At 42.4% G+C, this 15,558-nt stretch carries 7 protein-coding genes and 1 pseudogene; all 8 read right to left on the minus strand.

The genetic code is table 11. The features are described 5' to 3' along the window. Positions 1-101: 101 nt before the first annotated feature. The 8 genes and pseudogenes from MHB80_RS28485 to MHB80_RS28520 all read right to left on the minus strand — a co-directional run bounded on the left by MHB80_RS28485 (position 102) and on the right by MHB80_RS28520 (position 15,518). The gene (locus MHB80_RS28485) at positions 102-8,345 is read right to left on the minus strand and encodes a fibronectin type III domain-containing protein (RefSeq protein ID WP_341283107.1); all 8,244 of its coding nucleotides are present in this window, start codon (positions 8,343-8,345) and stop codon (positions 102-104) included. A 558-nt stretch (positions 8,346-8,903) separates the two neighbouring features. After that, positions 8,904-9,128, minus strand: a pseudogene (locus MHB80_RS28490) (S8 family serine peptidase); the annotation flags it as partial. Next, positions 9,053-10,057 (minus strand): S8 family serine peptidase, encoded by a 1,005-nt coding sequence (locus tag MHB80_RS28495; protein ID WP_341280076.1) that lies wholly within the window; start codon positions 10,055-10,057, stop codon positions 9,053-9,055. The gene MHB80_RS28495 and the pseudogene MHB80_RS28490, both read right to left, overlap by 76 nt. A gap of 190 nt (positions 10,058-10,247) precedes the next feature. Continuing rightward, positions 10,248-10,790 (minus strand): hypothetical protein, encoded by a 543-nt coding sequence (locus MHB80_RS28500; protein WP_341280077.1) that lies wholly within the window; start codon positions 10,788-10,790, stop codon positions 10,248-10,250. 251 nt (positions 10,791-11,041) lie between these two features. Continuing rightward, complete coding sequence (locus tag MHB80_RS28505) at positions 11,042-11,863, minus strand: S8 family serine peptidase (protein ID WP_341280078.1); 822 nt, start codon at positions 11,861-11,863, stop codon at positions 11,042-11,044. Positions 11,864-11,932: 69 nt separating this feature from the next. Continuing rightward, positions 11,933-12,487 (minus strand): hypothetical protein, encoded by a 555-nt coding sequence (locus MHB80_RS28510; protein ID WP_341280079.1) that lies wholly within the window; start codon positions 12,485-12,487, stop codon positions 11,933-11,935. A gap of 368 nt (positions 12,488-12,855) precedes the next feature. Next, a complete protein-coding gene (locus MHB80_RS28515; RefSeq protein ID WP_341280080.1) occupies positions 12,856-13,119 on the minus strand; it encodes a hypothetical protein in 264 nt (87 codons plus the stop codon). Between the two features lie 677 nt (positions 13,120-13,796). Beyond that, a complete protein-coding gene (locus MHB80_RS28520; protein ID WP_341280081.1) occupies positions 13,797-15,518 on the minus strand; it encodes an ATP-binding protein in 1,722 nt (573 codons plus the stop codon). Positions 15,519-15,558 lie beyond the last annotated feature (40 nt).

Consider the following 15,558-nt stretch of genomic DNA (forward strand, 5'->3'; position numbering starts at 1 on the left):
ATTCAATATAAAAAATGTACCCGCGAACTGAACGCCATTTTTAGCGTCAATCTGCGGGTACAAATTTATGACATTCTAAACTTATAATAGTATTGTTTTAATTATTGTACTATCTTAACTGGTAGCAAGCGATTCATTGTCGTTCCATCTCCCAGTTGACCACTGCCATTCCCACCCCAAGTCCATACACTCCCGTCCTGCTTAATCGCTGCGCTGCTTGCCACTCCTGCATATATACTTTTCACGTCTGTTAAGCCATTCACCTTCACGGGAGCTACTCGATCTGTGGTCGTTCCATCTCCCAGCTGACCCTGCGTATTTCTTCCCCAGCCCCATACAGTTCCGTCACTTTTAAGTACTAAGGAAAATGCTCCTCCTACCGCTACCTCCACTATTCCACTCAAGCCTGCTACTTCTGTTGGGTTGCTACCTGTACCCGGGCCACTCCATATCCATACCTTCCCACTTTCCGTAAGTGCAACAACTCTGTCTTCCACCACTATCGTACTTACTTTCTCTGGTATGCTCATTTGGATAGGCGTGCTATATGTTCGGGACACTACCCATACTGTTCCATCATTCTTCAGTGCCGCTACTTTATCACTTCCTGCTGCGAACTGGCTAATACCTTCCATTCCGTACATCTTCTGAGGGACGACTAAAAAGGAATTGTAGTTATTAATGAACTGCCCCCATGTCCACACGGTTCCATCTTTCTTCAAAGCATAGCTGCTGTAGCCATTCCCATTTGCCGCCACGGCAATTACATCTGTTAAACCTGTTACTTGCTTCGGTTTTTTCTGACTAATTTTATCACCTGTTCCCAATGACGCATATCCATTCTCTCCCCAAGCCCACACGGTTCCATCTTCCTTTAACGCCAGCGTGTGCGCGTAGCCTGTTGCTACATTGACGATTCCGCTCACATCAGGCACCTGTGCGGCTGTCGCTTTTGCATTGGTTGTTCCATCTCCCAGTTGACCTGAGTTATTGTTCCCCCAACCCCATAAGCCCCCATCCGCTTTCACGTACATCATCTGATTTCCAATCGCCATGACATTCTTAGAAAATTCTACTTTGACTTGCAGCCATCCGTAATCACTCCACTCTGACCACAACGAATCATCCTTTACCCTTACCCGTACTTTTAGCTTCTTATCAGATGGTAATGCTGTGTTGACTACCCAACTTCCCGCTTTAGTTCGCAATGTCTGCTCCACCTCACCGGAATCTGCTACCATCACGCCCGCTCCGTCGGTTATTTGCACTTGAAAACGACTAAATACCGTTAGCGAATCCGTATCTACTTGCTCCCATGCAATAGACGGTTGATCAATATTCGTTACTACTGGCTGGCTTTCCGTACCTAGTGGGTACTTCAAGGTTAACGTAGGCGCTGTATTTTCCCGCATCTGGACAACAGTTGAACGATCTACTGTTGTACCATCTCCCAGTTGACCCTGCGTATTTCCTCCCCACGTCCATACACTCCCGTCCTGTTTAATTGCTGCACTGCTTGCTACTCCTGCATAGATACTTTTTACACCTGTCAGTCCGTTCACTTTCACCGGAGTCACTCGATCAGTGATCGTGCCATCTCCCAGTTGGCCCTGTGTGTTCCTTCCCCATCCCCATACGGTTCCGTCACTCTTCAATGCTAAGGAGAACACTCCTCCAACTGCTACTCCCACTATTCCGCTCAGCCCTGCTACTTCTGTTGGATTGTTACCGGTATTCGGGCCGCTCCATGCCCAGACCTTCCCACTTTCGGTGAGAGCAAGTACTTTGTCTTCTACCACTATTGTACTTACTTTCTCCGGTATGCTCATTTGAGCAGGATTGCCTGAAGTACTACCTACCACCAAAACTGTTCCGTCATTTTTCAATGCAGCAAATTTGGTTGTACTTGCCGATATTTGACTAATCCCTTCCATTCCGTACATCCTCTGCGGCACAACTAGAGAGACATTGTAGTTATTGATGAACTGCCCCCATGTCCACACGGTTCCATCCTTCTTCAAAGCATAACTGCTATAGCCATTTCCATTTGCCGCTACGGCAATCACATCTGTTAAACCTGTTACTTGCTTCGGCTTTTTCTGGCTAACCTTGTCACCTGTTCCTAATGAACCGAAGGTGTTATCTCCCCATGCCCATACCGTTCCATCTTCCTTTAACGCCAGCGTGTGCGCATAGCCTGTTGCTACATTGACGATTCCGCTCACATCAGGCACTTGCGTGGCTGTCGTTTTTGCATTGGTTGTTCCGTCTCCCAATTGCCCTGAGTTATTATTTCCCCAGCCCCATAGGCTTCCATCCGCCTTCACGTACATCATCTGATTTCCAATCGCCATGGCATTTTTAGAAAACTCTGCTTTAACTTGCAGCCATCCGTAATCACTCCACTCTGACCACAATGAATCATCCTTTACCCTTACCCGTACTTTTAGCATCTTATTTGAAGGTAATGCCGTGCTGACTACCCAACTTCCTGCTTTAGTTCGTAATGTCTGCTCCACCTCACCGGAATCCAACGCAACTACTCCAACTGCATCGCTTATTTGTACTTGAAAACGACTAAACACCGTCTGCGAATCAGTATCTATTTGCTCCCATGCAATAGACGGCTGGTTAATATTCACCACTGCTGGCTGACTTTCCGTACCTAGTGGGTACTTAAGAGTTAACGTTGGCGCTGTATTTTCTAGCATCTGAACAGCGGTTGAGCGATCCGTTGTCGTTCCATCTCCCAGCTGACCACTGGTGTTTCCTCCCCACGTCCACACACTTCCATCTTGCTTAATTGCTGCACTGCTTGCTACTCCTGCATAGATACTTTTCACATTCGTTAATCCATTTACTTTCGCAGGTACTGCTCGATCTGTGGTCGTTCCATCTCCTAGCTGGCCCTGCGTATTTCTTCCCCAGCCCCATACGGTTCCATCACTCTTAAGCGCTAAGTAAAATGCTCCTCCTACAGCTATCTCCACTATTCCACTTAACCCTGCTACTTCTGTTGGATTATCGCCTGTGCCCGGGCCACCCCATGCCCATACCTTCCCACTTTCTGTTAGCGCAAGAACTTTGTCTTCTACCACTATCGCACTAACTTTTTCTGGGACAATCATTTGAGCAGGATTACTTGTCGTAGTTCCTACCACCAAAACTGTTCCGTCATTTTTCAATGCAGCAAATTTGGTCGAACTTGTCGCAATCTGACTAATCCCTTCCATTCCATACATCTTCTGCGGCACCACGAGATGGGTATTGTAATTATTAATGAATCTTCCCCATGTCCACACCGTTCCATCTTTCTTCAAGGCATAACTGCTATAGCCATATCCATTTGCTGCTACGGCAACTACATCGGTTAGGCCTGTTACTTTCTTCGGTTTTTTCTGATTAACTTTGTCGCCTATTCCCAGAGAACCGAAGGTGTTGTCTCCCCATGCCCACACACTTCCATCTTCCTTTAACGCTAGCGTGTGTGCATAGCCTGTTGCTATATTGACGATTCTGCTCACATCAGGCACTTGCGTGGCCGTCGTTTTGGCATTGGTCGTCCCATCTCCCAATTGCCCTGAGTTATTATTTCCCCAGCCCCATAAGCTTCCATCTGCCTTCACGTACATCATCTGATTTCCAATCGCCATGACATTCTTAGAAAATTCTACTTTAACTTGCAGCCATCCGTAATCACTCCACTCTGACCACAACGAATCATCCTTTACCCTTACTCGTACTTTTAGCATCTTATTTGAAGGTAACGCTGTGTTGACTACCCAGTTTCCTGCTTTAGCTCGCAGCGTCTGCTCTACCTCACCAGAGTCCACTACAACTACTCCAATTGCATCGCTTATTTGTACTTGAAAACGGCTAAATACCGTCAACGAATCAGTATCTATTTGCTCCCAGGCAATAGATGGCTGGTCAATATTCACGAATACTGGCTGACTTTCCGTACCTAGCGGGTATTTCAGGGTTAACGTAGGTGCTGTGTTTTCTAGCATCCGAACAGCCGTTGAGCGATCCGTGGTCGTTCCATCTCCCAGTTGACCGCTGGTATTCCCTCCCCACGTCCACACACTCCCGTCCTGCTTAATCGCTGCACTGCTTGCCATTCCTGCATAGATACTTTTCACATCTGTTAAGCCATTTACTTTCACGGGTGCTGCTCGATCTGTCCTCGTTCCATCTCCTAGCTGACCTTGCGTGTTTCTTCCCCAGCCCCATACGGTTCCGTCACCCTTAAGTGCCAGGTAGAACGCTCCTCCTTCGGCCACCTTCACTATTCCACTCAACCCTGCTACTTCTGTTGGGTTATCGCCTGCACCTGGGCCGCCCCATGCCCATACCTTTCCGCTTTCTGTTAGGGCAAGCACTTTGTCTTCTACCACTATCGTACTTACTTTTTCTGGGACAATCATTTGAGCAGGATTACTTGTCGTAGTTCCTACCACCAAAACTGTTCCGTCATTTTTCAATGCGGCAAATTTAGTCGAACTTGTCGCGATCTGACTAATCCCTTCCATTCCGTACATCTTCTGCGGCACTACTAGATGGGTATTGTAATTATTGAGAAATCTCCCCCATGTCCATACGGTTCCATCTTTCTTCAGGGCATAGCTACTGTAGCCCTGTCCATTTGCCGCTACGGCAACTACATCGGTTAGGCCGGCTACTTGCTTCGGTTTTTTCTGATTAACTTTGTCACCCGTCCCCAAAGAACCGAAGCCGTTATCTCCCCATGCCCACACGGTTCCGTCTTCCTTTAACGCCAGCGTGTGTGCATAGCCTGTTGCTACATGGACAATTCCGCTCACATCAGGTACTTGCGTGGCCGTCGATTTTGCATTGATCGTTCCATCTCCCAATTGCCCGGAGCTATTGTTTCCCCAACCCCATAGACTTCCGTCCGCTTTCGCATAAAGCATCTGATTTCCAATCGCTAGCCGCTTTATTCCATTTGAGACTACAAAAATGCTGTCAAGAGGTTTACTTTCGCTAGATATATTTCCAGCAGCATCATAAGCCCTTATAGAAAAAATATAGAGTCGGTTTGAAGTCAGACCCCCTACTTCAAAGCTTGTAGAATCTGTCGTTCCTATTAAATTAGAGCTCTCGTAAATATGATAGCCTGTCACCGCGATATTATCCTTCGCTTCTTTCCATGACAATTTCAGCTTCGCTGCTGTTTTTTCACTCTCACTTAAATTTGTGGGTGCCTCCGGAGGAGTTGTATCTGGCATCGTCCGAACATTTAAAATTGAGCTAAACTCTGACGCATTTCCTTTGGCGTCCTTAGCTTTAATAGAAATATCATACGAAGTATCCGGCATCAGCTTTGTAACCGTATAGGAGGTAGTAGCCGATGTGCCTACTAATTCTGTACCCACATAGATATCATAATTTTTCACCGCAATATTATCAGTAGATGCTGACCATGATAGCGTTACGGTTTGATCTGTTTTAGTCAGCAATTGCAAATTAGTCGGAACGGAGGGCGCTTCTGTATCCGCATTAGTCACCACCGTTATCGCTGTACTGAAACCAGAAATATTACCCGAGACATCCTTGGACTTAATGGTAAAGGAGTATGCTGTCTCTGGAACCAGCCCCGTTACAGTAAATTCTGCAGCTACAGAAGATCCCGCTAAAATATTTCCGTTTTTGTATACATCGTACCCAGCTACGCCAACATTATCTGTAGACGCAGCCCATGACAAGGTTACCGATTTTTCTGTTTTTGATTTAACGACTATCTCTACAGGAACAGTTGGCGCTTGTACATCTCGATTAGTAATAGCAACTACTTCTGCACTTGAATTCGAAGGGTTACCTGCCTTATCTACCGCCTTGATGGAGAATCTGTATGAAGCATTCGGCTGCAAATCTCGAACGGTATACGCCAACGTCTTGGAAAAACCAACCTGCTTGGCTCCTTCATAAATTTCATAGCCTTTTATACCTTCATTATCCGTTGCAGCCTGCCAGACCAAAGACACTGTCGTTTCTGTTTTCCCTGCAACAGACAGAGCAGTCGGCACAGTTGGTGCAGTAACGTCAATATAGGAATTATCCAAGTACTCATCAGCTGGAACTTCTTTCGTTAGATGAAGCACTTGCACGTTTCCATCACCATTAAAGTCATACAAAATATCCGTTTGATTCGTACCTGCTTGACCGCCTGTGAATTCAAACTTAATTTGGGACTTATCGTTAATGTCCAGATTCTGAATCAAATTCGTGCGAACAGGAACAGAGGATTCGTATCTGGTTACACCCAGATTTACCTCCCCTTCATCTGTTCCAACAATATCGAATTTCACCTTTACTCCTGCTGATACAAATAAGAGCTTCGATTCGCCTACTATTTCATAAGTTAAGCCCTCAATGTTGTTCACAACATAACCATTTTCATCCACATAGGCTTTGTTGCCATATTGATCCGTTACTACGACATTAACAGGGCATAAAATATCTATAGCGTCTCCTTTAATATCTGTTAATGAAGGCTTGGGATAATTATAGGCTGGCAATGGGTCATTGTCTGCTACGATGCTTTTGACTATTTTGAACGCGCTGGATGGCTCCGTTCCATTGGGTTGTATAAGGCCCACATGACTTTTTTGTACATAATAGTTGGTTGAGGAGCCTTGCTCATTGAAATTTGCACTAAGTAAAGATACCAATCCGTCTCCCATTCCCCAAACAGCCTTATACTCACGAACTGGAAGCTCATTTTCTCGGTAGGCTGCAAGTTTTATTACCGTTTGCTTGCCATTATCATAAGTGCCTATAATTCGGTATTCATTTATGGAAGAATCCAGTTGCTTATTTTCAATTTTATTTCTAAACGAATTCACTTCTTCAGGGACCTCATAAATATTATTATTATGATTTTTTTTGATGTAATCTACAGTATCAGAATAGTTATCATTTACCTTTAGTGGACCTAGAATTCTTTCACGAGTAGATTCACGGTAAGTATATTGAAAGAAACTTTTAAATTTGCCTCCATATAAATTATCATGCACGTTTACATACTTCTGGCTAGGCAGCAGTTGATAAACAGCAGGAAAGTTTTGAACCATATGCCTAGACTCACCTATGGTAAAAGGAGCAACATTACCTTTAATGATACCTAAACTATCCCCAACCACCAATCCTTTGAGAGCAGTCACTGTCCCTAGATTAGGCGATGCAATATTTATAAAATTCTTTACTTTATTTTTTGCCGTAGGGTCTGTGAGCAAATAATATCTAGCTACAATTCCACCTGTGCTGTGTGTTACAAGATTGATTTTTTGACCACCTGCTTTTTCAAACTCGGCGTCAACTGTGTTTTTTACAAGCTCCGCTGCGAGTCGTAAATCTCTTCTCCAATCATATCCAACTGGCACAACCTCAACACCATTGCCCTCTAAATAGTCCAAAAAACTTTTTCCAAAGTCTATATTAAAAAACTCTTTAAATATCTCTCCATGAGTAGTACCATTATCAGGTTCACCATTACTAGACAACAAAAGCGGATTTATTGCTGGATTTACGAGATAGGTTGGCCAGACTTCATTACCATTTTTCAAGATTTTTGTATTCATAAACCCAGGCACATAAACAATAACCTTTTTCTCAGGACTTACAATAACGATTTGGCTCCTGGTCTGTGAATTGCCTGCTTTATCATATCCCGTCAATTCAAATATATAGTTCCCAGCTGTTGTGGGCGTATACTTCTGACTAGGTGTATTTGGTGGAAGATCCTTATTTAATAAAAAGACACCGTCTTTCTTCACTATAAAATTCAACTTCGTAACCGCTATATTATCGGACGCTGAGAAATGAATGAGAATCTCTTTGTTTTCATAATAAGGTAGCGCTGTTGCCACAGAAATCGAGACTGAAGGATTTATTGTATCTGCCAGTGTCTTCTTAGCTAACGCATTACTAAATTCACTTAGCTCCCCGCTACTATTCTTCGAAGCAACTGTAAAATTGTAGGTAGTATTTGGATCGAGACCCGTAAAGCTCTGATAATTATTTCCCGTCGTCGTAAAATATTCCCCATTTATACGTACACTATAATCTGCTCCTACGATTTTATTCCATTTTATTGTCATGGATGTTTCCGTGACATCTGTGGCCGTTAGCCCAGCAGGAACTGGAAAGAGTGTACTTTTGTATATAATCGCATCATCACTTTTGTCTCCCGATGCATTAGTCGTTAACACCTGCATAACATATTGCGTATTTGGCTGCAAGCCTGTAAATGTATAGCTCTTGTTCATTGTAGTGGTGACCGTGCTACCATTAAGTCTAACAATATACTGCAAGCCACCACCCATATCGTTCCAATTTATTCTAATTCCGCTATCTGAATAGCTACTAATATATAGTCCCGTAGGCTTTACTGGCGTAGCATTGGATTGAGTTGCAGTAACATAAATGGTAAAGAAATCTGTTAGAGTGGTGCCTGAGTAGGCATATTTAATTTTGTATATCCCTGGAGGTATGCCGGAAGAGCTGTTCCACGTATATTCAATGGGAACGTTTGCACTTACGTTAGTAAATTCTCCGTCCCCAATTTTAACACCTGCTGGATTAAAAACACCAATGTATACTTTGCTCTTCGGAGCAGAAAGGATTAGAGAAACAGTAGCGCTCGCTCCAGGCACGATGGACTGTCCATTACCACTATGCCCATAGGCAAGAATAGAAACTTCACCATCCTGTGCCTCAAATATGGGAGGAACCCATTCTTCATCCTCATTCGTGTCAGAACCTAAAAAAATGGGAGGGATAGGCTCATCGTTAAGACCAATTGCTTTTGCAACGTTTACTATTCCGCTGCCATAAGAAGTTTGCTCCCCTAACGGTGTCGCACTTAAATATAATGTTAATTTGAGTTCAAAGGGCGTTTGCTGAGGATTTATTGAGAATAAAAGCGCCGCCGCTCCTACGACAAACGGTGCTGCAACTGACGTACCTGATAAAACACCGTAATCACCATCAAAGGTTGTGCTTAAAATATCACTACCAGGGGCAACTAAATTTAATTGAGCGCCTGTACTTGAATAAATGGCACGTTTGAATGATCGGGTAACAGCGCCAACGGACACAACTTCCTCAAAACGCGCTGGATAAAGCTCAGTCTCTTCCCCTGCACCTGAGTTACCAGCAGAGCAGCAACAACCAATATTCCTGCATCATTCGCTCGAATGACGGCTTCACGCAAAATTTCGCTCGATTCCATACCGCCAAAACTGATACTTATTATATTCATTTGGTTATTAATGGCCCAGTCTATGCCATTTACAACTTGTGCATACGTACCCTTACCCTCTGCATTTAGCACTTTTACCGCATATAATTCCGCATCAGGAGCCACACCAGCTATTCCCTGACCATTTATTTGCGCGCCAATAATGCCCGCTACGAATGTACCATGCCCATTATCATCCTCGAAATCTGCGACCCCGTTTACAAAAGATACGCCACCATTCACACGGAGATCCGCATGTTCTGCGATTCCTGTATCGAGAACAGCGATTTTTGCACCCGCACCTTTCATCCCTGCCTGATGCGCCTGATCTCCTCCAATGGAATAGAGACCCCAGCTTATCGAATCACCATCTACGTTTCTATAGGTATAGGCATCCCCCTCTTTGACAGGTACTCCCTCCGTTAGCATACTTACAGGGCTATTGGGTTCGATGTATTTAATTTCAGGGTTTTGCTCCCATTGTTCCTTCTCTGTTTCGGTCAGCATTAAAGTCGCTATTTTACTATTTGGCTGTTCTTCATTTTGTTCAATAACCTTTCTGCTACCCATCTCTGCTTCAATGAATTCGTCAACATCTACTTTTTCCTCAAAAGCGATCATGTACTCTTGAACTTCTCCCGTATCTTCATATACAGCTTCAGTTACTGTCGAACTCACTACATTCGTATCCTCTGCCCCTGCTTCAATTATGTTTTGAGCTTGAGCAACTGGCGGAAGATTGAAGATTAGCGCGAGGATTAGCATAACCGCTAAAATTGACTTGATCTTTGTCATTTAAACTTTCCCTTCTACATCAAATGATTTCTATAAACATGAACAAGCCAATATACTAAGCGGAATAACGCACCTGTAAAATAATCATTGTTTCTGAGGCACCTTCCCCGATGCTCCCACAAACAAAAACGAACACACATGCAGGTTTTTGCTATTCCAATTAATCAAAAAGTTATTTTCCAAAATAACACTATAAACCATTGCAATACCCCATAGTCTCCATGTTATGATCTCTATATATAATTAAAGTAACGCAAATATCTTTTCTATTATTTTTATTATAAATTACATGCCATGAATTTTCATTTTTGTTGTATTTTATAGAATAAAAACTCAAATTATTATTCTCATTAGCCATCTTTTTCTTCGCATACTCCAACGCTCTTGCTTCACTCATTGGAGGGACATAGTTCCACCATAGCAAGAAACATGTCGCAAACAGAAACGTTGCAGTTATAATTGTATAGAAGTATAAATATTTTTTCTTTCTGACCGTATGCGAGCGCCTAAAATAACGGCTATGAAAATACCACAAAACACAACTATAAATAAAATAAAGAACTAGAAAAACATTTAACCTCTTAGCTAGATCTCTTCCTCCCGTCTCACCATTAAAGCTGTCATACATAACTTGAAAGGATACCCTCCCCATATACTTCCATAAATAAAATCCCCACAAAAACCAACCTACATGCAGGATAATTCCCATTATAATGTAGCGAGAATCTTTCACTTTCAGTCCTCCTGTCTATATCTAGTATCTCTTTCTGCTTCCCAACAACACTCGTCGATTTTTCACTTGTAAATTTTTCAATAAACATATTCGACCAACTAGTAAAAAAGTCCTCTATTAATAAATATTTTGTCGTATTTTAGAATAAATATCCTTTTCAGGATATTCACTCTTGCGGTTGAGGATTCCATGCTACTTCTATTTCTCCCGATCCTGCGTTACCAATAGCAGCAACAACCAGTATTTCCGCTTTATTCGCTCAATTCCATACCGCCAAAACTGATACTTATCATAATCATCTGATTTTCAATGGCCCAGTCAATTCCATTTACTACCTGAGCATACGTGCCCGTACCCTCTGAATTGAGAACTTTTACCGCATATAATTCGGCATCAGGAGCAACACCTGCTATTCCTTGGCCGTTTAATTGTGCACCAATAATGCCTGCTACGAATGTACCGTGTCCATTGTCATCTTTGAAATCTATGGTATCGCTTACAAAAGATACGCCACCATTAACATAAAGATCCGCGTGTTCCGCGATTCTTGTATCTAATACAGCGATTTTTACTCCTGCACCTTTCATTCCTGCCCTATGCGCCTGATCTCCTCCAATGGAATAGAGACCCCAGCTTACCGAATCACCCTCGACGTTTCTATAAGTATATGAATCGCCTTCTTTGACAGGCACTCCCTCTGTTAGCATACTCACAGGGCTATTTGGTTCTATGTATTTAATTTCAGGATTTTGCTCCAATTGTTCCTTCTCTGATTCGGTCAACAGCACTGTTGTTATTTTACTATTTTGCTGTTCTTCATTTTTTTCAACAACGTTTCTTGAAACCATCTCTGTTTCAATAAATTCATTAACATCTACTTTTTCCTCAAAAGCGATCATATACTCTTGGACTTCACCAGTATTCTCATATATCGATTCAGTTACTGTCGGACTCATGACATTCGTGTCCTCAACCCCTGATTCGATTATATTTTGGGAATGAGCTACTGGCGTATGATTAAAGATTAACGAGAGGATTAACACAACTGCTAGAATTGACTTAATCTTTTCCACTTAAATTCCCCCTTTAATAATTAACTAATTCTATATTAAAATAAATAACACTCTGTCCAATCTTAAAATTTAATTCTCTTGAAAATCAAAGCAAGCTACATTATTTATTGCATCATATCCTCTTGTAATTTCTAGTGTTACGCATTGATCAGAAATATCCTCATATTTATATTCGACCAACCATCGATTATTGTATTTATCATACCTAATAGAATTAAATTTTAACTCAGATGCGTATTCTTCCATCCTCACCTTAGCAACCTTCAATGCTTTCGTTTCACTCATTGGAGGTGCGTAATTCCACCAGAGCAGAAATCCTGTTGTGAAAAATATGTTCACTCCTATAATAAAAAGTAGATGAAGCAGCTTCTTTTTCACTACCGCCTTCGAACGATTAAAATAGCGTCCATGGAAATACAGCAGACTAAAAGAGTACAGGGCAAACAGCATTTGTAAAATATACATCCTGTTTGCTACTGCCTCCGTCCCTTCCAATCCACCACTCCAACTATTATATATCATCATAAAGCTTGCTTTTCCGATATACTGCAACAAATAAAATCCCCACAAAAACCAACCTACATGCAGAATAATTCCCATTATAATGTAGCGAGAATCTTTCACTTTCAGTCCTCCTGTCTCTATCTAGCATCTCTTTCCGCTCACCAACAACACTCGTAAATTTTCCACTTGTAAATTTTTCAATACACATATTCGACGAAATAGTAAAAAAGTCCTCTATTAATAAATATTTTGTCGTATATTAGATTTTATATCCTTTTGAGGAAGTTTGTACTTGCATTTGAGAAACTCATACCACTATATTTTCCCCTGCTTCCATTATATTTTGGGAATGAGCTACTGGCGTAAGATTAAATATTAGCGAGAGGATCAGCATAAATGCTAGAATCTACTTGATCTTTGTCATTTAAACTTCCCCTTCAATTTAAGCAGTCCCAATCAAGAATAAATGGTGTTTTCTAATTTAATATTTAATTTTCTTTATTCTCAAAACAAGTCACAAAATTTACGGTGATATTGTCCCTACCGATTTCGAGGGAAGTGCATTGATCTGAGGATTTATCCTCTTTGTATTCTATAAGCCAGCGATTATTGTGCTTATCATGCCGAATAGAATAAAACTTTAATTCAGAGGATTCCGCTGCCATTTTTTCCACGGCTAACTCTAACGCTTTCCCTTTACTCATCACAGGAACATAAATCCACCTCAGTGAAAAACCAGTTACAAATAACACCACCGCTCCCATTATGGCAAAGAAGTAGCGATTCTTTTTCTTTCTTATTGTTTGTGAACGCTTGAAATAACGAATGTGATAATACACTAGAATACAGGTATAGATAAAATGGAGAATCTAAAAGACATACATCCAAACCGCCAATGAACTTCCCTTTAATTCGCTAGAGAGGGTTTGATCCAATAATAAAAAAGACAATACTCCTGTATACCGAAACATATAAAAAGACCACAAAAACCAACCTACATGCAAGATAATTCCGATTACAATGTAGCGTGAATCTTTCACCTTTAGCTCCCCTTTCTATATAAAGAAGACTTTCCCCTTTTGAAAACATGCTCTTCAAACTTCAAACTGTAAAATTTTTCAACAAACACATTCGACGACATAGTAAAAAAGTCCTCTATTCGGAAATATTTTGTCGCATATTAGAACTTACTGCTTCTATTAAATCATTGTTATACAAAAAGGCATTGATGACTTGAGCCACACAGGTGGATTCAAGCTATCAATGCCTAACCTACTTATAATCTTAGTTACTGGATTCAATATCCCAAGTCCCTGACCCTGACTGTCCAAACCATTCATCAGCAAAAAAACGTTAGTGTGGGAAAATATCCTATTCCACCCAAACGATTGGCTGCTTCTCATGAGATTGTACGCTGCTTGGAGGGCAGCTAAAATACGACCCGAAATGTCGTACCCTCCTCGCTTGATTCAATCTCGATTTCGGCGCCATGATGCTCCGCAATGCTGCGGCACACCGCAAGACCAAGCCCGGTTCCCGTTTCCTTCGTCGTATAAAAAGGGGTGAAAATCGCTTCTATATGCTCCTTCGGAATGCCATGTCCTTGATCGGCTACTTCCAAGATGACATCGCCCTGATTCATTCTCGTCCGAATGGTCAGCTCGCCGCCGCTCTCCATCGCTTCGATTGCATTGCGCGTCAAATTCAGCAGCAGCTGGCGGATCTCCTTCTCCTCCACGGTAACGGGCTCCGTGGCATGCAGATCAAGCACAATTAAAATGTTGGAGTAGGCCGCATCCGCTTCCAGCAGCGGCAGTATATTCGAAACGAGAACATCCAGCTGCTTCTGTTCTTTTTGCACAAAACGGGTATTCGCCAGTGATAAATATTCTGAAATAATGCCGTTCGCGCGATCGAGCTCGCTAATCATTAAATTTAACGTATCGCGGTAAGAAGCGAGCGTCGTATTTTTCTGCATCAGCTGTAAAAAGCCTTTAATCGTCGTCATTGGATTGCGCACCTCATGGGCGATACTTGCTGCCATGGAGCTGAGCAAATTCAGCTTGTCCATAAGCAGGAGATGCTTTTTGGCTTTACGCAGCTCCGTAATATCGATGGCAAAGGCGAGAAAATAACGCTTGTTCTTCAGTTCAAGCACTTCGCCCGAAATGACGCCATAGCCGGTATCGCCAGACTGCCGCAGAAAGGGAAGCTCGATATTTTCTAATAACCCCTGATCTGGAATCGCTTGCAAAATACTATTTACAAAATGGGAATAATGTCCCCGCCGCATCGTCTGCGAAAATTTCTGATTCATCTCTATAATCGTCGCTGTTTCCAAATCTATTAAAAAGTTCATCGTCGCATTCGTATGAAAGGCGCTCGTAAATTTCAGGTTCGAAAGCTCCAAATGCTCCTGAGCTCGGCGGTATTCCGTTACATTGCGCCAGCTGCAGGCGAAGCCATCACCCATTTTATAATAGAGCACATCGTAGCTTTCTTCATCGGTCAGCCACTTATTGTACACTCGTTCCTGCCGCAAAACGGGTTTGCCGCTGCTCGTCACCTGCTTCAGCACCGCCCTGATCTCTTCTGTAAAATCAGGAAAAAGCTGCGACCACAGCCGGCCCACAGCTTCATCTTTCGAATAATTCATCATGCGGCAAAAGGTATCATTCATGTACTCCGACCGATAATCAATAATGTCTCCACCTTCGTCCCTGACTGTCTTATAATAACTGAAGCCATCCAGCAAATTGTCGAGGCAGGAACGGTACCATAGCTCCTGTGCCGCCAGGTGCTGCTCGAAGCTTTTCTGATGATGCACATCACGCCCTATGACATAAAAGTACATATTGATCTGATCCAGAGAGACATTCCATTGCAGCCATTTATAAGAGCCGTCTAAGCAGCGGAATCGATTTAAGTACCCGCTTAGCTCCCTGCCTTGTATTAATTGTGGGACTAAAGTATTCATGGATGCTATGTCATCAGGATGCATATACGTGTAAAAATCTTTCATACTATTCAATAAGACAGGATAGCCCAGCATCTTCTGCAAGCCACTGTTATAGTGCACAACGCGGCCGTTGCAGTCCATGACCACAAGCATGTCAAAAGATAGCTCAAATAAATTTTTGAAGTGATCCACCGCCGCAATCTCCTTTTCGCAACAAACTGTTTTCCTGCCT

The sequence above is a fragment of the Paenibacillus sp. FSL H8-0537 genome, from assembly GCF_038051995.1.
Taxonomy (GTDB): domain Bacteria; phylum Bacillota; class Bacilli; order Paenibacillales; family Paenibacillaceae; genus Pristimantibacillus.

Coding starts and splice junctions, on each gene's coding strand:
- MHB80_RS28485 (WP_341283107.1), bottom strand. CDS start 8,345: ATGGGTGGTGGCTTGCAGTATATTGTTAGACTTAATGGTAGCACGGTC.
- MHB80_RS28495 (WP_341280076.1), bottom strand. CDS start 10,057: ATGACAAAGATCAAGTCAATTTTAGCGGTTATGCTAATCCTCGCGCTA.